The organism is Streptomyces hyderabadensis (assembly GCF_020404845.1).
Lineage (GTDB): Bacteria > Actinomycetota > Actinomycetes > Streptomycetales > Streptomycetaceae > Streptomyces > Streptomyces hyderabadensis.
The window spans coordinates 1-20,785 of sequence record NZ_JAIOJZ010000034.1 but is presented as its reverse complement, the minus strand read 5'-3'; the positions used below and the strand labels follow the sequence as shown (position 1 = coordinate 20,785).

The window sequence follows — 20,785 nt, the reverse complement described above, 5'->3', positions numbered from 1 at the left end:
TGGGATCGGTGTGCGCCGACAACGGCGAACGGTGCTGTGAAAGTATCAGCCCATGCTGACTTCAGTCGATCCTGATGTGATCCGGGCGCTGGGCGATCCGCTCCGGCTGCGGATCGTGACCCTGCTGGCGCGCGAGACGCTGTGCACCACCCACCTGGTCGAGGAGACCGGCGCCAGGCAGACCAACCTGTCCAACCACATGAGGGTGCTGCGCGAGGCCGGGCTGGTGGAGACCGAGCCGTGCGGCCGCTACACCTACTACCGGCTGAAGCCGGAGGTGCTGGCCGGCCTGTCCGGGCAGTTCGCCGGACTCGCGGCCGCCGCCCGTACCGCCGCCGGGAACAAGAGGGCGTGCCCGTGACCTCGGCCGATTCCAGCACCTCCGCGCGGCTCCAGGGCGGCGACGGCTCGATCGTCAGGAAGCTCTCCGCCCTCGACCGGTACCTGGCCGGGTGGATCCTCGCCGCCATGGCGGTCGGTCTCGGGCTCGGGCGGGCCGTTCCGGGGCTGAACGACGTGCTGGCGAAGGTGGAGGTCGGCGGGATCTCCCTGCCGATCGCGCTCGGCCTGCTGATCATGATGTACCCGGTCCTGGCCAAGGTCCGCTACGACCGGCTCGACGCCGTCACCGGCGACAAGAGGCTCATGGTGTCCTCACTGGCCGTCAACTGGGTCGTGGGTCCCGCGGTGATGTTCGCCCTGGCGTGGGTCTTCCTGCCCGACCTGCCCGAGTACCGCACCGGCCTGATCATCGTCGGCCTGGCCCGCTGCATCGCCATGGTGATCATCTGGAACGACCTCGCCTGCGGCGACCGCGAGGCCGCCGCCGTGCTCGTCGCCCTCAACAGCGTCTTCCAGGTCGTCGCGTTCGGCCTGCTCGGCTGGTTCTACCTCGACCTGCTGCCCGGGTGGCTCGGCCTCGGCGACGGGGAGCGGCTGGACATCTCGATGGGGAAGATCGCCCTCAACGTGGTCGTCTTCCTCGGCGTCCCGCTGCTCGCGGGCTTCCTCACCCGCCGTGCCGGCGAGCGGCGGATGGGCCGCGCGGGCTACGAGCGGACGTTCCTGCCCAGGATCGGCCCCTGGGCGCTGTACGGCCTGCTCTTCACGATCGTCGTCCTCTTCGCCCTCCAGGGGAGGACGATCACCTCGCGACCGCTCGACGTGGCCCGCATCGCGCTGCCGCTGCTGGTCTACTTCGCGGTGATGTGGTTCGGCACCTTCGCCCTGGGCAAGGCCATCGGCCTCGCCTACGACCGCACCGCCACGCTCGCCTTCACGGCGGCCGGCAACAACTTCGAGCTGGCCATCGCGGTCGCCATCGCGACCTTCGGAGTCACCTCGGGACAGGCCCTCTCCGGCGTCGTCGGCCCGCTCATCGAGGTGCCGGTGCTGGTGGCGCTGGTGTACGTCTCCCTGGCGTGGCGCCGGAGGTTCACGGCCGCCCGGCCGGGCGGACGCGCGCGGGGCGGACGCGCGCCGGGCGGCTGATTCACGCCCGCGGGCCGGGCGCGCGCAGGTCGAGCATGGCGGCCATGGCCGCCACCACGGACGGCGCGACCCGGTAGTAGACCCAGGTGCCGCGCCGCTCCGAGGTCAGCAGCCCGGCCTCGCGCAGCTTCTTCAGGTGGTGCGAGACGGTCGGCTGGGAGACGCCGACGTCGGCGATGTCGCACACGCAGGCCTCACCGCCCGGGTGCGAGGCGACCTTGGAGAACAGCCGCAGCCGCACCGGGTCGGAGAGCGCCTTGAACATGGCGGCCGTCCGCTCCGCGTCCGCCTGGGACAGCTCTCCGGCGGTGATCGGCGGGCAGCAGGGCACGGCGTCGCCGTCCCGGCGGAGGGGCAGCTCCACGGCCTCTGATTTCGACATGCGTCTATGTTGACACTCGTCGATACGAGTGGCAATCTCCGTGGTGTCGCTGTATTGACAGGCGTCGAATCAAGGTTCGGGCGCCGCCCCTTCGCTCCTGAGGAGACCGAGCACGATGAGCACCCCACAACTGCCCGTCATCGTCGTCGGAGCCGGTCCGGTCGGCCTCGCCGCCGCCGCCCACCTCGTCGGGCGCGGCATCGAACCCCTCGTCCTGGAAGCGGGCGGGCGTCCCGGCGCGGCCGTCCGCGAGTGGGCGCACGTACGCCTCTTCTCCACCTGGGGCGAGGTAGTCGACCCGGCCGCCGAGAAGCTCCTGGCCCCCACCGGCTGGACCCGGCCCGACCCGGCGACGTACCCGTCCGGCGGTGACTGGGCCGAGCAGTACCTGCAGCCCCTCGCGGACGCCCTCGGCGACCGGGTCCGCACCGGCGCCACGGTCACCGGCGTCTCCCGGGCCGGCCGCGACCGGATCGTCGACGCCGACCGCGGGCGGCAGCCCTTCGTCGTCCACGTCGAGTACGCCGACGGCCGCGAGCAGCGGCACCTGGCCCGCGCCGTGATCGACGCCTCCGGCACCTGGGCCGTCCCGTCCCCGGCCGGCGGCAGCGGCCTGCCCGCCCTCGGCGAGAAGGCCGCGGCCGAGCGGATCACGTACCGCGTCCCGGACCTGACGGACCCGGCCGTCCGCGCCCGTTACGCGGGCCGGCGCACCGCCGTGATCGGCTCGGGCGCCTCCGCCTTCACCGCCCTCGCGTACCTCGCCGAGCTGGCCGAGTCCGCCGACGGCGCGGGGACGAAGAGCACGTGGATCCTGCGCCGGGGCGTCTCCGCGTCCACCTACGGCGGCGGCACCGCCGACCAGCTGCCCGCCCGCGGCGCCCTGGGCCTCGCGGCGAAGGCCGCCGTCGACGCGGGGCACGCCGAGGCGGTGACCGGCTTCCGCACCGAGGCGTTCGAACACGACGGCGACGGCCGCCTGGTGCTGGTGGGCGAGGACGGCCGCCGCCTCGACCCGGTGGACGAGGCCGTCGTCCTGACCGGCTTCCGCCCCGACCTGTCCTTCCTCTCCGAGATCCGCCTGAACCTCGACGAGCGCCTCCAGGCCCCCGTCGCCCTCGCCCCGCTGATCGACCCCAACCAGCACTCCTGCGGCACCGTGTACCCGCACGGCCACCGCGAGCTGTCCCACCCCGACCAGGGCGTCTACCTGGTCGGCATGAAGTCCTACGGCCGCGCCCCGACCTTCCTGGCCATGACCGGCTACGAACAGGTCCGTTCCGTCGCCGCCGCGATCGCCGGCGACCCCGACTCCGCGGACCGCGTCGAACTCACCCTCCCCGAAACCGGGGTCTGCGGCGGCGCGGGCCTGTTCGACGTGCCCGGTCCCGGGCAGACCGGCACCGACGGCTGCTGCGCCGCACCGGAACCCCGGCCCGTCCGGCTCACCGCGCCGACGACACCGGACGCGGCCGCCGGGCAGGCCCCGGCGGACGGCGGCTGCTGCGGTTCGTGAGCGGGTCCCGCCGCCACGTCGTAGATCAGTCGCCCGCGGTGGTCTCCCCGGCAAGGAGCCGTGCGGTGAGTTCCACGCACCGCGTCCGTGCCGCGGAGAACCCGTAGGGCATCTTGGTCACCGCTTCGAAGGCACTCGTCCGGACGCCCCCCTCTCCGCTCTCCTCGGCGTCGTACGTCTCGAAGAGCCTCTCGTCGGCCTCGTCCAGCCCGGCCGCCTCCATGGCCCGGAGCAGGGCCTTGTGGTGGGCGCAGTGCCGCGCGGCGAGTTCCTCGACCCGCGGGTCGAAGGGGTCGACGGTGTCGTCGAGGGCGGCGTCCGCCGCGTCGAGGCGGTCCGCCTCGGCCCGCAGGCCGGGATGGGTCGCCAGGGTGACGAACACACCGGCCTGGATCGCGGCCCCCAGCGGCCCGAAGATCCGTTCCGTGACCAGCAGGGCCTCCAGGTCGGACGGGCGCAGCGCACCGGCGGGCAGGTGGCCGAGCCGGTCGGTGACCAGCGGGGAGAGCAGGCCCAGCGGGCTGCCCACGGCCCGCAGGCGCTGGACCGCCGCCCGCTGCCGCTTGATCTCGGCCTCCCGGGCGGCCAGGGTCTCCTCCAGCCGGCCCAGCACGTCCTCGACGTCGCCGGCTTCGTCGAAGGCCGCCTGCATGTCGTTCAGCCCGATCCCGGCCTCGGACATCTTGCGGATCCACAACAGCCGGATCATGTCGTCGTAGCCGTAGCGGCGGCGCCCGTCCGTGCCGCGCCCGGGCTCCGGCAGCAGACCGATCTGGTGGTAGTGACGGATGGCCCGCGGGGTGGTTCCCGCGAAGGCGGCGGCATCGCCGATCCTGACGTCGCGCGGCGGCGTGACAGAGGGGTACATCGCAGACAGCGCCCTTCGTGCGGTGGTATCCCCGACGACACCACATGCCGCTACGGCATGTGCAACTGCCACCACCCGCACCCCGCATCCGTGATCGAGCCCGGGCGGGTGTGCGGGAACTCCCGTGGGATACCTGACCGCCGAGCGTGACTCACATCCCCAGGAGGCTCACGAACATGCAGGACAACGGCAGGACCGAAGGCCCCGGCTCGCAGCACGGCGCGGAGCCGAAGCCGCCCTACCCCAAGCAGCGGCAGCAGGCCCCGGGCCTGGAGCGCGACATGCGCCCCCGGCCGCGCTACGAGGCGAAGCGTTACCGCGCGGCGGACAAGCTCCGCGGCAAGGTCGCGCTCATCACCGGCGGTGACTCGGGCATCGGCCGTGCCGTCGCGCTGCTGTACGCCCGCGAGGGCGCGGACGTGGCCGTCGTGTACCTCCCCGAGGAGCAGCCGGACGCCGCGGAGACCCGCGACGCCGTGCAGGCCGTCGGGCAGAGGTGCCTGCTCCTGCCCGGCGACCTCGCCGACGCCGCCTTCTGCCGGGAGACGGTCGAGCGGACGGTGCGGGAGCTGGGCGGCCTGAACATCCTGGTGAACAACGCGGCGCACCTGAACAGCCAGACCGACCTCTCACAGCTCAGCTTCGAGGACTGGGACAGGTCGTTCAAGGTCAACGTGTACGCCTACTACCACCTGGTGCAGGCCGCGCGCCCGCATCTGAAGGCGGGCGACGCGGTCATCGCCACCGCCTCGGAGGAAGCCCTCCGGGGCAGCGACACCATGATCGACTATGCGGCGTCCAAGGCAGCGCTGATCAACTTCACCCAGTCCATCGCCGTGCACCTCGCCAAGGACGGCATCCGCGCGAACGTGGTCGCGCCCGGGCCCACCTGGACGGTGCTGAACGTCGCCGACCCGAACATGCCGCAGGAAGGACTCGCCCACCTCGGCACGGAGGGCCCGCTCGGACGCGTCGCCCAGCCGGAGGAGATCGCGCCGGTGTACGTGCACCTGGCCTCCGACGCCGACTCCAGCTTCACCGTCGGCGAGATCATCGCCGTCACCGGCGGCATCACCACCACGCACTGACCGGCCCGCCGTTCGGCTCGCGCCGACGCCGGTGTTCCTCGCCGACCCGGCCGCCGGCGTGATCGGCCGGGCCTATGCGCTGCGCACTCTGCCGGTGGGCACCGGGAACGCCGTGTGGGCGGGCATCGGAGCCGTGCTGACGGTCACGTACGCCATGCTCTCCGGCGCCGGGTCGGTGACCGCGCTCAAACTGCTCGTGCTGCGAGCATCGTGGCTGCGTCATCGGACTGAGGGTCCTGTACTGACACGGCCGACTGCAGGCAGCCAGCGTACAGTCCGCGGAACCCCCCGGCTCAGGGCCACACCAGGCAGTACGGCTGATGCCCCGCCTCATGCAGCCGATGCGAGAAGTCCTGCCACTCGTGCAGCAGCTGGTACACGTTGAACGCGTCCCGGGGGCCGCCGCGGTCCGGGACCGTGGACCAGATGAAGGCGGCCGCGCCGACCGCTTCCTCGCCGATTCCGCGCAGCGGGTCGACGACGGTCATCGGGAGCTTCACGACCGCGTAGTCGGGGTGCAGGACGACCAGTTCCAGCGGGGGCACCTTGTGCAGGGGGACGCCCTCGATGCCGGTGAGGACCATGGCGGCCATGGTCTCCGGCTTGATCTTGGTGAACATGCCGTTCATCCCGAGCTCGTCGCCGCCCAGCTCCTCGGGGCGCATCGAGATCGGGACGCGGGCCGCGGTCGCGCCGTCGGGCGCGCCGAAGTACTTGTAGGTCACCCCCACCCGACCACCATTCCTGCTCCCCGCCCCCAGCCGGCCGGTCCGCCCCGAGAGCCGGTCGGGCTCGCTCGGCGTGCCGTGTGTCTGACGTGCTTCGGACGCTTCCTCCGCCTCGCGTCGGTGCCTTCCCCGCCGGGCACGTCGAGGACCCAGGTCGTCGGTCCCCTCGCCCAGTCCGCCACCGCGATGCATATCTCCACCCGACTGCTTTTCTAGGACGCGTGGCCCCCGCCGCGCAACCCGATCATCGTGTCAGTGACCTCCCCCACGGCCGCTCGCCGAAACGTGCGGTGAAACATATGTACGTCATATGTCCGTCGTGCGTTCGCGGGACGGCCGGATGCCGTGCCCGCGCCGTCCCGGTGAGCTGCGTGGATGGGCTCCAGTCTGGCAGACGGCACGGCGTTCGGGGCGGTTGTCTACCCTTGACGAAGTCACCCTGGGCAACCTGACGCCGCGCAGGGTCCGATACGTCGGAGAAGGTCGAGAAGGTCGGAGAAGTCGCAGGTCATGAGCGAACTGGCATATCCATACGAAGCACCGGCCTCGCAGGCTCTGTTCGACCGCGCCGCGGCCGTCACGCCCGGCGGCGTGAACTCCCCGGTGCGTGCCTTCCGCGCCGTCGGCGGCACGCCCCGGTTCATGGTGTCCGGCACCGGGCCGTACCTGACGGACGCGGACGGGCGCGAGTACGTCGACCTCGTCTGCTCCTGGGGGCCGATGATCCTCGGGCACGCGCACCCCGCGGTGGTCGCCGCCGTGCAGGAGGCGGTGGCCCGCGGCACGTCCTTCGGTACGCCCGCCGAGGGTGAGGTCGCGCTCGCCGAGGCGATGGTCGAGCGGGTCGCGCCGCTGGAGGAGGTCCGGCTCGTGTCGAGCGGGACCGAGGCCACGATGTCCGCCATCCGGCTCGCCCGCGGCTTCACGCAGCGCACCAAGGTGATCAAGTTCGCCGGGTGTTACCACGGTCACGTCGACTCGCTGCTGGCCGCCGCGGGCTCCGGCGTCGCCACCTTCGCGCTGCCCGACACCCCCGGTGTCACCGGCGCGCAGGCGAGCGACACGATCGTGCTGCCGTACAACGACCTGGAGGCCGTGCACGCCGCCTTCGCCGCCCACCCCGGCGAGATCGCCTGCGTGATCACCGAGGCCTCGCCCGGCAACATGGGCGTCGTGCCGCCGCTGCCCGGGTTCAACCAGGGGCTCAAGGACGCCTGCGCCGCCAACGGCGCGCTGTTCGTCTCCGACGAGGTCATGACCGGGTTCCGGACCAGCCGCGCCGGGTGGTACGGGGTGGAGGGGGTCGTGCCCGACCTCATGACCTTCGGGAAGGTGATGGGGGGCGGGTTCCCCGCCGCCGCGTTCGGGGGGCGGGCGGACGTCATGGCGCACCTCGCCCCGGCGGGCCCCGTCTACCAGGCAGGCACCCTCTCCGGGAACCCCGTCGCCACCGCCGCCGGGCTCGCCCAGCTGCGGCTCCTCGACGACGCGGCGTACGACACCGTCAACGCCGTGTCCGCGCAGATCCAGGGCCTGGTGACCGAGGCGCTCGGCAAGGAGGGCGTCGCGCACACCCTCCAGACCGCCTCCAACATGTTCTCCGTGTTCTTCACCGACGGTCCGGTGCGGAACTACGAGGACGCCAAGGCGCAGGAGTCCTTCCGGTTCACCGCCTTCTTCCACTCCCTCCTCTCCAACGGCGTCTACCTGCCGCCGTCCTCCTTCGAGTCCTGGTTCGTGTCCACCGCCCACGACGAGCGGGCCGTCCAGCGCATCGCCGACGCCCTCCCGGCGGCGGCCCGCGCGGCCGCGGAGGCGACGGCATGAGCGACCACGGCAACCAGACCCGCGAGTCCCGCGACGAAGAGCTGACCGTCGTGCACGTCATGCGGCACGGCGAGGTGGAGAACCCCACCGGTGTCCTGTACGGGCGGCTGCCCGGTTACCACCTCTCCGAGCTGGGCCGGCGCATGGCCGAGCGGGTCGCCGAGCACCTCGCGCCCCGCGACGTGACCTACGTCGTCGCCTCCCCGCTGGAGCGGGCCCAGGAGACGGCGACCCCGATCGCCAAGACGCACGGGCTCGACCTCGACACCGACGCGCGGCTCATCGAGGCCGCCAACGTCTTCCAGGGCAAGACCTTCGGCATCGGCGACGGCGCCCTGCGCCGCCCCGCCAACTGGAAGCACGTGGTCAACCCGTTCAAGCCGTCCTGGGGCGAGCCGTACGTCGACCAGGTGGTGCGGATGAAGGGCGCGATCGACGCGGCCCGGGACCGCGCCCGCGGGCACGAGGCCGTGGTCGTCAGCCACCAGCTGCCGATCTGGATCCTGCGGTCCTACGTCGAGCGGCGGCGGCTGTGGCACGACCCGCGCAAGCGGCAGTGCACGCTGGCGTCCCTGACCACGTTCACCTACCGGGGCGACCGGATCGTGTCCGTCGGCTACACCGAGCCCGCCCGCGACCTCGTCCCGGCCCACCTCCTCGCGGGGGCCAAGCCGGTGAAGGGGCAGGGGAAGGCGTACGGGGCCTGACGGACGTACCGCCTCGCGCGGGTCCGTTCCCGCGGAACCGTTCCCGCTGGTGACTGCGGAACCGTTCCTGTGGGTCCGCTGTCCACTGTTACCCAACCCGCACAAATTTCCGGAACCCGCTCGTTCGTCGCGTCCTCTCACCCAGTGACCACCAAGGACGCGACGAACGAGGTTGCGATGCGCACTTCCAACCGCACTCTCACCCGCAGGGGGATGCTCGGACTCGGCGCGGGGGCCGCGGCGGCGGTCGGGCTCGCGGGCTGCGGCACCGGTTCCCACCCCTCGTCGGACGGCTCGCACCAGGCCGGAGGCGCCGGCAAACCGTCGCCCTCCGGCAGCAGCAAGCCCCCGGCGAAGCCCATCGGCGACGGCTCCACGTCGTACACCGGCAAGCAGCCGCACCAGCCCGAGGCCCCCGTGCCGCTGGAGCCCGGCCAGACGCCCCCGCAGTTCGTCGTCTTCTCCTGGGACGGGGCGGGCGAGGTCGGCAACGGGCTCTTCCCGCGCTTCCTGGACCTCGCCCAGGAGCACGGCGCGCACATGACCTTCTTCCTCTCGGGCCTGTACCTGCTGCCCGAGTCGAAGAAGCGCCGCTACGACCCGCCGAACAACCCGCGCGGCGCCTCCGACATCGGCTACCTCACCGACGCCCACATCAAGGACACCCTCGAGAACGTCCGCCGCGCCTGGCTGGACGGGCACGAGATAGGCACCCACTTCAACGGCCACTTCTGCGCGGGCGGCGGCAGCGTCGGCAACTGGACGCCCGCGCAGTGGCGCAGCGAGATCGACCAGGCGAAGTCCTTCGTCAAGGAGTGGAAGACCAACAGCGGCTGGACCGACCTGCCCGCCCTGCCCTTCGACTACGACAAGGAACTCGTCGGCGGCCGCACGCCCTGTCTGCTCGGCCAGGACAACCTGCTGCCCACCGCCCGCGAGCTGGGCTGGCGCTACGACGCCTCCTCGCCGGGCGGCCGTCAGGTGTGGCCGGTGAAGAAGGACGGGATCTGGGACTTCCCGCTGCAGCAGATACCGTTCCCCGGCCACTCCTTCGAGGTCCTGTCCATGGACTACAACATCCTGGCCAACCAGTCGGTCAACTCGACCAAGGCTCCCGCGCACAACTACCCGGGCTGGCGCGAACAGGCCACCAAGGCGTACATATCCGGCTTCAAGCGGGCGTACGAGACGAACCGGGCACCCTTCTTCATCGGCAACCACTTCGAGGAGTGGAACGGCGGCATCTACATGGACGCCGTGGAGAACGTCCTCAAGCACGTCGCGCGGGAGAAGGAGAAGGGCGAGGACATCCGGCTGGTCTCCTTCCGCCAGTTCACCGACTGGCTGGACGTGCAGAAGCCCGAGGTGCTCGCCAAGCTGCGGACCGTCGAGGTGGGGCAGCGGCCGGCCGGCGGCTGGAACGCCTTCCTCAAGGACACCCCGGCCTCCTCGGGCGCCCCCGCGAACGCCGCCTGAAACGCCCCCGAAACGGCGCCTGAAATGCGGGTTTCCGACCGCGAGGGGGGTGCGCAAGATCCTCGGAACGGACATGCGAAACTTTTCACATGAGTGCCGCCAGCCGCGCCCCCCTGCGCTCGAACCGCTCGAACCGCACCGCCGACCGCACGGCCGACGCCCGCGCCCGGGTCCGTAGCCGGGCCGCCCGGGCCGCCGTCGGCGCGGCCGCCGCGGCGCTGCTGGTGTCCGCGTGCAGCTCCGGCGGCACCTCGGGCGGCGGCGGCCAGACCGGCTTCATCACCGGCTCCGACGGCATCGCCACCGCGAAGAAGGGGCAGCGCGCCGACGCCCCCGAGCTGTCCGGCAAGACCGTCGACGGCGGACAGGTCGACGTCGCCGACTACAAGGGCAAGGTCGTCGTCCTCAACGTCTGGGGCTCGTGGTGCCCGCCCTGCCGCGCCGAGGCCAAGAACTTCGAGAAGGTCTACCAGGACGTCAAGGACCAGGGCGTCCAGTTCGTCGGCATCAACACCCGCGACACCTCCACCGGCCCGGCCCGCGCCTTCGAGAAGGACTACGGCGTCACCTACCCGAGCCTGTACGACCCGGCGGGCAGGCTGATGCTCCGCTTCGAGAAGGGCACCCTCAACCCCCAGGCCGTGCCCTCCACGCTCGTCATCGACCGGGAGGGCAAGGTCGCCGCGCGCACCCTCCAGGCGCTCAGCGAGGAGAAGCTGCGCAAGATGCTCGCCCCGTACCTCGACGAGGGGTCCGCGGACTCCGGCAAGCCGGAGAAGTGACGTGTCCGCAGTGACCACCCTCGCCGCCGAGGGCTACAACGGCACGGTGCTGAACGGCGCCCTCCTCGTGGCCCTCCCCATCGCGTTGCTCGGCGGCCTGGTCTCCTTCTTCTCGCCCTGCGTCCTGCCGCTCGTCCCCGGCTACCTCTCCTACGTGACCGGCGTCACCGGCACGGACCTCGGCGAGGCCCGGCGCGGCCGGATGGTCGCCGGAGCCTCCCTCTTCGTCCTCGGCTTCACCGCCGTCTTCGTCTCCAGCGGGGCGCTCTTCGGGTACTTCGGCTCCACGCTCCAGGAGGAACGCGGCGCCCTGACCAAGGTGCTCGGCGTGCTCATGATCCTCATGGGCGTCTTCTTCGTCGGCCTCATGCCCTGGTTCACCCAGCGCGAGTTCCGCTTCCACAAGCGGCCCGTGACCGGCCTGGTCGGCGCGCCGCTGCTGGGCGCGCTGTTCGGCATCGGCTGGACGCCCTGCATCGGTCCGACCCTCGCGTCCGTCCTCGCGCTCTCCGCCGACCAGGGCACGGCCGGCCGCGGCGCCATACTGACCGTCGCGTACTGCGTCGGCCTCGGCGTGCCCTTCGTGCTCGCCGCGGTCGCCTTCCGCAAGGCGCTCGGCGCCTTCGGCTGGATCAAGCGCCACTATGTCTGGGTGATGCGGATCGGCGGCGTCATGATGATCGCGACCGGCCTGCTGCTGCTGACCGGCGCGTGGGACAGCATCGTGCAGGACATGCAGACCTGGTCCAACGGCTTCACTGTGGGGATCTGACCGATGAGCAACACCACGACGGGCAAGACCCCGACGGACAAGACCAAGACAGGCAAGACCAAGACGGACAAGACCAAGACAGGCAAGACCAAGACGGGCAAGGCCACGACAGCCAAGACCCCGGCGGACAAGCCGACCGGCGACGACCAGGACCTCGGCGCCGCCGGCTCCCAGCTGTCCACGGCCCCCAAGGAAGAGGCGCCCAACCTCCCCTCGCTCGGCGTGGTCGGCTGGGCCCGCTGGTTCTGGCGCCAGCTCACCTCGATGCGGGTCGCCCTGCTCCTGCTCCTGCTGCTGTCCCTGGGCGCGATCCCCGGGTCGCTGATCCCGCAGGACGGCGTCGACGCCCTGAAGGTCGAGGAGTTCCGGGACAACCACGACATCCTCGGGCCGGTCTACGACAAGCTCGGCCTCTTCCACGTCTACAGCTCGGTGTGGTTCTCCGCGATCTACATCCTGCTGTTCGTTTCCCTCATCGGCTGCATCGTCCCGCGCACCTGGCAGTTCGTCGGCCAGCTCCGCGGCCGCCCGCCCCGCGCGCCCCGGCGCCTGGACCGGCTGCCCGCCTACACCACCTGGCGCACCGGTGCCGAGCCCGAGGAGGTCCGCGAGGCCGCGCTGAAGCTGCTCAAGAAGCGCCGCTTCCGCGCGGACGCCGTCGGCGACGCCGTCGCGGCCGAGAAGGGCTACCTGCGCGAGGTCGGCAACCTCGCCTTCCACATCGCGCTGATCGTGATGCTGATCGCCTTCGCCTGGGGCCAGCTGTTCAAGTACGAGGGCAACAAGCTGGTCCTGGAGGGCGACGGCTTCTCCAACACCCTCACCCAGTACGACGACTTCAAGTCCGGGAACCTCTTCGACGCCGCCCACGACCTGGCCCCCTTCAGCTTCACCCTGAAGGACTTCCACGGCACCTACGAGGCGACCGGCCCCAACCGCGGCACCCCGCGCGTCTACGAGGCCAAGGTCACTTACAGCGAGGGTGCCGACGGCGCCGAGAAGTCGAAGACCATCGAGGTCAACAAGCCGCTGGAGATCGACGGATCCAAGGTCTACCTCGTCAGCCACGGCTACGCCCCCATCCTCACCGTCAAGGACGCCAAGGGCGACGTGGTGATGGACAAGCAGGCGGTCGCCCTGCTGCCGCTGGACGCCAACGTCACCTCCTCCGGCGCCGTCAAGGTCATGGACGGCTACCGCAACGCCAAGGGCGAGAAGGAGCAGCTCGGCTTCAACGCGTTCTTCCTGCCGACCTACGGCGGCAAGGGCAGCACGATGCTCTCCAGCTTCCCGGCGCTGCTCAACCCGATGCTCGCGCTCTCCGCCTACCACGGCGACCTCGGCGTCGACGCCGGCATCCCGCAGAGCGTCTACCAGCTCGACAAGACCAACCTGGAGGAGTTCAAGGGCTCCGACGGAAAGCTGTTCAAGCAGCAGCTCAAGGTCGGCGACACCATGACCCTCCCGAACGGCGCCGGCTCGGTCACCTTCAACGGCGTCCAGGAGTGGGCCGGCTTCCAGGTCACCCGGCAGCCCGGCAGCGGCTGGGCGCTCGGCGGTGCCGTCATCGCCATCCTCGGCCTGGCCGGCTCGCTGTTCATCCGGCGCCGCCGGGTCTGGGTGCGGGCCGTGCGCGGCGCCGACGGCGTCACCGTCGTGGAGATGGCCGGCCTCGGCCGCAGCGAGTCCGCGAAGGTCCCCGAGGAACTGGGCGACCTCGCCGGGGTCCTGTACGACCAGACCCCCGCGGCGACCGACGAGCCCGACGCGCCCGAGAACGACGACACCCCCGATTCCCCCGACACCCACGTCGTACCTGCCGAAGGGGCTGAGAAGTGAATCTCGCCGCCGCAACCAACGAGCATCTCGCGAACGTCAGCAACACGCTGATCTACTCCTCGATGGCCGTCTACACGCTGGCCTTCTTCGCGTACATCGCCGAGTGGCTCTTCGGCAGCCGCAGCAAGGTCGGCCGCACGGCCGCCGCGCTCACCACCGACAAGGCCGGGGCCAAGGCCGGCGCCAGGTCGGGTCCGGCCGTCACCGTGAAGAAGGCCGGCGGCACCGCCGTACTGGAGCGCCCCGAGGTCGTCGTACGGTCCGCGACCGGCACCCGCGACGTGCCCGACGGCCCCGGCGCGCACGGCGGCACCGAGAAGGGCGACCTGTACGGCCGGGTCGCCATCTCGCTCACGGTGCTCGCCTTCGCCGTCGAGGCGGGCGGCGTCCTCACCCGCGCCCTGTCGGTGGAGCGGGCGCCGTGGGGCAACATGTACGAGTTCAACATCACGTTCACCACGGTCGCCGTCGGCGTGTACCTCGCGCTGCTCGCCCTGAAGAAGAACGTCCGCTGGCTGGGCCTGCCCCTGACCACCACGGTCCTGCTCGACCTCGGCCTCGCCGTCACCGTCCTCTACACGGCGAGCGACCAGCTGGTGCCCGCCCTGCACTCGTACTGGCTGTACATCCACGTCTCGACGGCGATCTTCTGCGGCGCGGTGTTCTACGTCGGTGCGGTCGCCACCATCCTGTACCTCTTCAAGGACAGCTTCGAGAACAAGCTCGCCTCCGGCGGCACGCCCGGCCGCTTCGCCAGCTCCGTCCTGGACCGGCTGCCCGCCGCCGCCTCCCTGGACAAGTTCGCCTACCGCGTCAACGCCGCCGTCTTCCCGCTGTGGACCTTCACGATCATCGCGGGCGCGATCTGGGCGGGCGACGCCTGGGGCCGCTATTGGGGCTGGGACCCCAAGGAGACCTGGTCCTTCATCACCTGGGTCGCCTACGCCGGCTACCTGCACGCCCGCGCCACGGCCGGCTGGAAGGGCCGCAAGGCCGCCTACCTGGCCCTGGTCGCCTTCGCCTGCTGGCTGTTCAACTACTACGGCGTCAACATCTTCGTCTCCGGCAAGCACTCCTACGCCGACGTGGGCCTGGGCGCCCTCCAGTCGGTGGGCTTCTGAACAAGGCACGGCCGAAGGCCGGTTCCCGTGACCCAGGTCACCGGAACCGGCCTTTCGCCGTGGCGTCCGGGGACGTGACGGTTCCGGGGAGAGTCCGCCGTACGGGGGATGGCCGGTGGGCCGAGTGGGAACCGTGGGGGTGTTACCCGGAGTCCGATGCGGGGAGGGCCCGTTGAGGCGGCGGGCCGCGGGGTCGCGGGCGTGGGGAGGGCGGGGCGGTGGCGTCGGTACCACTGACGGCGGGGGACCCGGTACGGGTGGGGCGGTACCGGCTGCTGGCCAGGCTGGGCCAGGGCGGCATGGGCCGGGTGTACCTGGCCCGTTCGCCCGGCGGGCGTGCGGTGGCGGTGAAGGTGGTGCGGGAGGCGCTGCTGCGGGACGAGGGGTTCAGGCGGCGCTTCGTGCGGGAGGTGGCGGCGGCGCGGCGGGTGACGGGATTCTTCACCGCCGCGGTGGTGGACGCCGATCCGGAGGGCGACCCCGCCTGGCTGGCCACCGAGTACGTGCCCGGCCTCTCGCTCCAGGAGGCGGTGGCCCGGCACGGGGTGTGGCCGGAGGTGGCGGTTCGCGGCCTCGGCGCCGCCCTGGCGGAGGCACTGGCCGCGGTGCACGCCGCGGACCTGGTGCACCGGGACCTGAAGCCGTCCAACGTCCTGCTGGCACCGGACGGCCCCAGGGTCATCGACTTCGGCATCTCGGCGGCGGCCGACGACACCGCGCTCACCCAGACCGGCACGGTGATCGGCACCCCCGGCTTCATCCCTCCCGAGCAGCTGCGCCACGAGGGCTCGGGACCGGCCGGTGACGTGTTCGCCCTGGGGGCGGTGCTGGCGTACGCGGCGGCCGGCGTGGGCCCGTTCGGCGGCGGCGCGTCGCACGCCGTCAACTACCGGGTCGTGCACGAGGACCCCGACCTGCGGGCCCTGGCCCCCGCGCTCGCGGACGTGGTGGCCCGGTGCCTCGCGAAGGACCCGGCGCAGCGGCCCACGGTGGCCCGGCTGCTGGACGAACTGGGCGAGCCGGAGACCCCCGCACCGGACGGGGACGTGACGACCGCCGGGTGGCTGCCGGGCCCGGTCGCCGACTCGGCCGCCCGGCTGCGGGCCGATACCCCCACCGAGCCCCTGCCCCGCCCGGGGGACGCCACCACACAGACCGCTCCCGCCCCGGCACCGCCCGGCACCCGGCGCCGCCGCCTGCGGACGGTGCTCGCCACCGCGACCGCACTGGCCGTCACTGCGGCCGGCGCCGTGCTGTGGAGGGTGGCCGCCGACGACGACGGGCCCACCCGGCCGCCCAACCTGGAGCAGCTCTGGACGTACAGCCTGGCCGACGGACAGCGGCTGTCCGCGTCCTCGCAGGAGCTGCTCTACCTGGAGCACGAGAAGAACCACCGGATCACCGCCCTGGACGTCACCGACGGCTCGCGGCGCTGGGACCGCCGGGTACGGGTCGACGACGTCAGCCAGGACACGGGCCACCTGAAGAACGTGGGCAACGACATCCGGATCACCGGCGTCTCGGGCGGCCTCCTGTTCTACGGCAGCAACGACCACCTGTACGCGGTGGACGCGGACGACGGCGACCACCGCTGGCGGTACATGGACGACACCTTCCATCCGTCGCCGGTGGTGGTGGGCGACGTGGCCTACGCGGACATGGTCTCCTTCTTCTACGTCCTCGACACCCGTACCGGGGACAAGCTGTGGGACTACGGATTCGGGGTCAACGCCGACGGCAGCAACATCGCCGTCACCGACGAGGTCCTCCTCGTGCACAGCGGGAAGAAACTGATCGCCGTCGATCTCCGGACCCGCAAGCAGAAGTGGACCCACCAGGCCGCGAGCGACGCGGAGACCGGCCTCGTGGTGGCGGGCGGCAAGGTCTACTTCGGCACCCTGGACGGCTCGCTCTACGCCGTCGACGCGCGCTCGGGCGAGGAGGAGTGGCGCCGCACGTTCCAGGGCGAGCTGTGGGACGGCAGGCTCGGCGAGGGTGCCGGCATGCCTCAAGTGGCCGACGGCACGGTGTACTTCGAGAACGACGCCTACATCTCCGCCTTCGACGCGGACACCGGATCGCAGCGGTGGCGGCGGAAACAGGAGGCCGACGAGGTGACGTCCCTGGACGTCGTGGACGACACCCTCCTCGTCCACGCCTCGGACGGCGGACTGACCGCCCTGGACACCGGCAGCGGCGAGCCCGGTTGGCGGGAGTCGCTGGGCGGGGGCGACGAGACGGACGTCCGGGTCATCGGAGACGTCGTGGTGACCGAGATCGACGGCCGGCTGACCGCCTACCGGGCCGCGACCTGATCCCGACCCCGCACGCACGGACGGCGCGCGGAGACCGGCACGAGGGAGGAATGGCGGAGTGCAGGCGTACCTACCGCTGCAGACGGGCGATCCCGAGCGGGTCGGCCCGTACCGGATCGTCGCCCGGCTCGGCTCGGGCGGAATGGGCCGGGTGTACCTGGCCGGTTCGCCGGGCGGCCGGGCGGCCGCCGTGAAGGTGGTGCACGAGGAACTGGCCGAGGACCCCGCCTTCCGCAGGCGGTTCGGGCGGGAGGTGGCGGCGGCCCAGCGGGTCTCGGGCCCGTTCACCGCACCCGTGGTCGACGCGGACCCGGACGCGGACCTGCCGTGGCTGGCCACCGCCTACGTGCCGGGCGTCGCGCTGGGCACGGCGGTCGCGGCGCACGGAGTCTGGCCCGAGCGGTCCGTGCGGGCCCTGGGGTCCGGGCTGGCGGAGGCCCTGGACGCGATCCACCGGGCCGACGTGGTGCACCGCGACCTGAAGCCGTCGAACGTGCTCCTGGCGCCGGACGGACCCCGGGTGATCGACTTCGGCATTTCGGTGGCCGCCGACGACACCAAGCTCACGACCACGGGCGCCGTGGTCGGCAGCCCCGGCTACCTTCCGCCCGAGCAGCTGGTCGGCCGCGAGGTGGGGCCGCCCGGGGACGTGTTCGCGCTGGGCGCGCTGCTGGCGTACGCGGCGACCGGGACCGGCCCGTTCGGCGGCGGGCCCGCGCACGGCGTCAACTACCGCGTCGTGCACGAGGAACCCGACCTGGGGCGGGTGCCGGACGGACTCGCCGAGGTCGTCGCCCGGTGCCTGGCCAAGGACCCGCGGCAGCGGCCCGGGGTGCCCGAACTCGTCGCGGAACTGGGCCGCTGGGAGGCGGCCGACGGCACCAGGGGCACGTTCACCGCCGGTACCTGGCTGCCCGCGCCAGTCGCCGCCGACGTCGCCGCCCCGGGTGCCGAGCCGCTGCCCCAGGCGCCTGCTCAGGCGACCGCAGCGCCGCCCCCGGACGCCGACCTGCCGACCGTCACGGTGGGGCCGGCGCCGACCGCCGTCGCCACGGCCCGGCTCGGCACACCGCCCCCGGCCCCCTCGTCCGACACCCGGCCGCGGGGGACGGCCCGGCGGCGTACGGCGGTCCTCGCCGCGGCCGGCGCCTTCGTCGTCCTGGCCGTCGTCGCCGGCCTGCTGCTGCCGCGTGCCTTCTCCGGCTCGTCGGGCCGCGGCAACGGCACCGAGAGCAGCGGCAGCCCCACGGCCGCCGCGAAACAGCTGGCGGTGCGGGAGCTGTGGCCGTCGGACTTGGACCTCCGACAGTCGGAGGTCGCCCGCGGAAAGCTGGTCGGCGAGGGCGACGACGGCCGGCTGCACGCCGTGAGGACCGCGGACGGCAACCCCGTGTGGACGTACCCCAGTCCGGGCTCGTCGTCCTTCGCGGGCGTCGTCGACGGGCTGGCGGTGATCTCCAGCAACGAGGAGGGCACGATCCAGGGCATCGACATGGACAGCGGCAAGCGAGTCTGGATGGTGGACGCGCAGACGCAGACGCCACCCGGAGCGGATTTCGACCTCTACATGCGGGTCGTGGTGGCCGACGGCACCGTGTACGCGAGCGCCATGTACGACCTGGCCGAGGGGAGTGAACTCCCCGTCAGATACTCCGTGTCGGCGGTGGACACCGCCACCGGGCGGCTGAAGTGGACCCACAGGATCGACCAGATCCTGTCCGACGCGCTCGCGGTCGCGGACGGCGTCGTCTACGGCGGGGTCCGGGAGCCGGACGACACCTACTTCTACGCCTGGGACGCGGAGACGGGGGAGCAGCTGTGGCGCTACAGCTCCAGAACGAGTCGGCCGTACCCGGGCGAGCTGTCGGCGGTCGAGGTCGCGGACGGCACGGTCTACTTCGGTGACGACCGCGGTGTCCTCCACGCCGTCGACGCCCGGCGGGGCACACGACGGTGGATCTACGACGCGGACACCGAGTCCCTGCGGCAGTGGCTCGACCCCCTCGTGGTCTCGGACGGCGTCGTGTACGGCGGGCTCGGCGGTGTCACCAGCGACTCCGAAACCGGGGCCGTGCACGCGGTTGACGCCGACTCCGGGAAGCGGCGGTGGAGCGAGCAGACCGAACGCGATCCCGAACTGCACGGTCTGCTGGACGGCTCGGTGCTCTTCAGTACCAAGGCCGGCGCCCTGCACGCCGCGGACGCCCGTACCGGAGCGACGGCGAAGACCCGGCTGTCGTCCGGTGATCCCGACGCGGCCCTCGACGGGGACCGGGTGTACTTCGACGGCGGCGACGGGCGCCTGCACGCGGGCCGGATCTCCCTCACCGAGCGGTGAGCGGCGGCCCGAAGTCCCCGCGGGCGACGCCCGTGACGACGTCCCGCAGCCGTTCGACGTACAGCCGCAGGTTCTTGTGGGCGACGTCGGTGTCCGGATAGCGGCTGGCGAACCACAGGCCCTCCGGCAGCCGGGTCACCCAGGCGCACACCTGGTCGCCGTAGGAGACCCGGAGCAGCGCGTACGCCGACTGGTCCGGCCAGCGGCCCGCGCCCGGGACGTCGCGGGCGTCGACGTACGACACGATCGAGTACAGGTCGGGCGAGGTCGGCCGGAAGTCGGTGCCGAGCAGGCGCAGCACCCGGTCGATCGGCATGCGGGACAGCCGCCGGTTGGCCTGGAGTTCGGCGCGGACGGTGCCGAGGGCGCTGGGGAAGTCGTGGGCCCGGTCCACCGGGACCTCGATCGGCGCGCCGCCCACGTACCAGCCGACGGACTCCGCCCACTGCGACCGCGACCGGGTGTGGAAGGGCACGACGGTGCGGTAGACGGGTTCGCCGCCGATCTCGTGCACGATCAGCGCGGTCGCGGCCAGCACGCCGACCAGGCTGCCGCCGTAGGGACGGCAGTACGCCTCGAACGCGGCGGCGTCGGCCGCGTCCACCAACGGCTCGCGCAGCATCCGCTGTTCGGGCAGCCTGCCGCCGGGCCGGACCCCGAGGTCGACGGGGAAGGACGGCAGCCGTCCGTCGCAGCGCCGGATGAACTCCCGCCAGCGGGCCACGATGTCGTGGTCGCCGTCGATCCGGTCCGCGTCCGCCCGCTCGGCCGCGCAGAAGTCGACGTAGGAGCCGACCCGGGGCCGCGGCACGGTCCGCCCCGCGACGCCCGCGGCGTACAGCTCGCCGACCTCGGCGGGGATGCGGTAGATGGAGTACGCGTCGACGTTGCTGTGGTCGAAGGCCATGTAGACGCTGACGCCGTCGTCGCGGACCACCGCCGTGTAGATGAGGTTGGGCCAGCGCAGCGCGTCCGCGACCCGGTCGAAGCGGTCCTGGAGGTGCCGGGCGAGGTCCGTCGCGTCCGGGAAGTCGCCGATGTCCTCGCGGTGCAGGGCCACGGCGTCCGCGTCGAGGGTGAACCGGCGCATCGTGTCGCCGCCCTCGCCGCTCCACCGGAAGCCGCTGCGCAGCGTCTCGTGCCGCAGGGTCCAGGCGCGCAGCGCCTCCTGGAGCACGTCGAGGTCGACCGGGCCCGGGAGGTCGAAGGCCGCGCCGAGCCAGGTGGGCACGAACAGGCCGTCCTCGCGCACCGACCGGGCCGTCCGGATGTGCGACTCCTGGATGTACGCGGGCGGTCGCGCGTCCTCGGGCAGCGCCGCCGCGATGTCGAGCGTCGCGGGACTGAGCGTCCACTCGACGAGGCGCCCGGGCCGGATCTCGCAGCGGTGGATGTCGGTCATTCGCACGAGGGGGTCTCCGTTCGCAGATGTACAGACCCGACCAAGGGAATGCCGTCCGCGCGGCCGCGTACCCGCTGTGTCGGCACTGTTCAACGGAACGGATGGCCTCTCGAACGCCGATACGCCCCCACCG

General features: G+C 72.3%; 17 protein-coding genes. 13 read left to right on the top strand and 4 right to left on the bottom strand.

What is annotated here, in order from left to right; genetic code table 11:
* Positions 1-52: 52 nt before the first annotated feature.
* Together K7854_RS24305 and arsB are read left to right on the top strand one after the other, a co-directional pair.
* Positions 53-361: an ArsR/SmtB family transcription factor gene (locus K7854_RS24305; RefSeq protein WP_226028683.1), complete on the top strand. Its 309-nt coding sequence runs from the start codon at positions 53-55 to the stop codon at positions 359-361.
* Positions 358-1,491 carry an ACR3 family arsenite efflux transporter gene (gene arsB, locus K7854_RS24300; protein WP_226028682.1) on the top strand — a complete coding sequence of 378 codons (1,134 nt, stop codon included), beginning with the start codon at positions 358-360 and terminating at the stop codon, positions 1,489-1,491. Before K7854_RS24305 ends, arsB begins: the two co-directional genes overlap by 4 nt.
* Position 1,492: 1 nt before the next feature.
* Here arsB and K7854_RS24295 read toward each other — a convergent pair whose 3' ends face one another.
* Positions 1,493-1,873 carry an ArsR/SmtB family transcription factor gene (locus tag K7854_RS24295; protein WP_226028681.1) on the bottom strand — a complete coding sequence of 127 codons (381 nt, stop codon included), beginning with the start codon at positions 1,871-1,873 and terminating at the stop codon, positions 1,493-1,495.
* 115 nt (positions 1,874-1,988) lie between these two features.
* Between K7854_RS24295 and K7854_RS24290 the strand changes: the two genes are divergently transcribed.
* The gene (locus K7854_RS24290; protein ID WP_226028680.1) at positions 1,989-3,389 is read left to right on the top strand and encodes an NAD(P)-binding domain-containing protein; all 1,401 of its coding nucleotides are present in this window, start codon (positions 1,989-1,991) and stop codon (positions 3,387-3,389) included.
* A gap of 25 nt (positions 3,390-3,414) precedes the next feature.
* Here the strand turns inward: K7854_RS24290 and K7854_RS24285 are convergent, their stop codons facing one another.
* A complete protein-coding gene (locus K7854_RS24285; protein ID WP_226028679.1) occupies positions 3,415-4,257 on the bottom strand; it encodes a MerR family transcriptional regulator in 843 nt (280 codons plus the stop codon).
* 176 nt (positions 4,258-4,433) lie between these two features.
* Between K7854_RS24285 and K7854_RS24280 the strand changes: the two genes are divergently transcribed.
* Positions 4,434-5,345: an SDR family oxidoreductase gene (locus tag K7854_RS24280; RefSeq protein ID WP_226028678.1), complete on the top strand. Its 912-nt coding sequence runs from the start codon at positions 4,434-4,436 to the stop codon at positions 5,343-5,345.
* Between the two features lie 293 nt (positions 5,346-5,638).
* Here K7854_RS24280 and K7854_RS24275 read toward each other — a convergent pair whose 3' ends face one another.
* Positions 5,639-6,265: a hypothetical protein gene (locus tag K7854_RS24275; protein WP_226028677.1), complete on the bottom strand. Its 627-nt coding sequence runs from the start codon at positions 6,263-6,265 to the stop codon at positions 5,639-5,641.
* A gap of 318 nt (positions 6,266-6,583) precedes the next feature.
* On the opposite strand from K7854_RS24275, the gene hemL reads away from it, so the two are divergent.
* From hemL to K7854_RS24230, 9 genes are all read left to right on the top strand, one after another.
* Positions 6,584-7,900 carry a glutamate-1-semialdehyde 2,1-aminomutase gene (gene hemL / locus K7854_RS24270; RefSeq protein WP_226028676.1) on the top strand — a complete coding sequence of 439 codons (1,317 nt, stop codon included), beginning with the start codon at positions 6,584-6,586 and terminating at the stop codon, positions 7,898-7,900.
* Positions 7,897-8,607 (top strand): histidine phosphatase family protein, encoded by a 711-nt coding sequence (locus tag K7854_RS24265; RefSeq protein ID WP_226028675.1) that lies wholly within the window; start codon positions 7,897-7,899, stop codon positions 8,605-8,607. Before hemL ends, K7854_RS24265 begins: the two co-directional genes overlap by 4 nt.
* Positions 8,608-8,784: 177 nt before the next feature.
* Positions 8,785-10,083 carry a polysaccharide deacetylase family protein gene (locus K7854_RS24260; RefSeq protein WP_226028674.1) on the top strand — a complete coding sequence of 433 codons (1,299 nt, stop codon included), beginning with the start codon at positions 8,785-8,787 and terminating at the stop codon, positions 10,081-10,083.
* Positions 10,084-10,172: 89 nt separating this feature from the next.
* Entirely contained in the window at positions 10,173-10,865 is a 693-nt protein-coding gene (locus tag K7854_RS24255) for a TlpA family protein disulfide reductase (protein ID WP_226028673.1), read from the top strand.
* Between the two features lies 1 nt (position 10,866).
* Complete coding sequence (locus K7854_RS24250) at positions 10,867-11,637, top strand: cytochrome c biogenesis CcdA family protein (RefSeq protein ID WP_226028672.1); 771 nt, start codon at positions 10,867-10,869, stop codon at positions 11,635-11,637.
* A gap of 3 nt (positions 11,638-11,640) precedes the next feature.
* Positions 11,641-13,476 carry a cytochrome c biogenesis protein ResB gene (gene resB, locus K7854_RS24245; protein WP_226028671.1) on the top strand — a complete coding sequence of 612 codons (1,836 nt, stop codon included), beginning with the start codon at positions 11,641-11,643 and terminating at the stop codon, positions 13,474-13,476.
* Entirely contained in the window at positions 13,473-14,597 is a 1,125-nt protein-coding gene (ccsB, locus tag K7854_RS24240; RefSeq protein WP_226028670.1) for a c-type cytochrome biogenesis protein CcsB, read from the top strand. Before resB ends, ccsB begins: the two co-directional genes overlap by 4 nt.
* A 218-nt stretch (positions 14,598-14,815) precedes the next feature.
* Positions 14,816-16,912, top strand: a complete 2,097-nt coding sequence (locus K7854_RS24235; protein WP_226028669.1) for a serine/threonine-protein kinase — start codon at positions 14,816-14,818, stop codon at positions 16,910-16,912.
* Between the two features lie 58 nt (positions 16,913-16,970).
* Positions 16,971-19,250: a protein kinase domain-containing protein gene (locus K7854_RS24230; RefSeq protein WP_226028668.1), complete on the top strand. Its 2,280-nt coding sequence runs from the start codon at positions 16,971-16,973 to the stop codon at positions 19,248-19,250.
* Here K7854_RS24230 and K7854_RS24225 read toward each other — a convergent pair.
* On the bottom strand, positions 19,237-20,658 hold the full coding sequence (locus K7854_RS24225) for a condensation domain-containing protein (protein WP_226028667.1): 1,422 nt from the start codon (positions 20,656-20,658) through the stop codon (positions 19,237-19,239). The genes K7854_RS24230 and K7854_RS24225 overlap by 14 nt on opposite strands.
* Positions 20,659-20,785 lie beyond the last annotated feature (127 nt).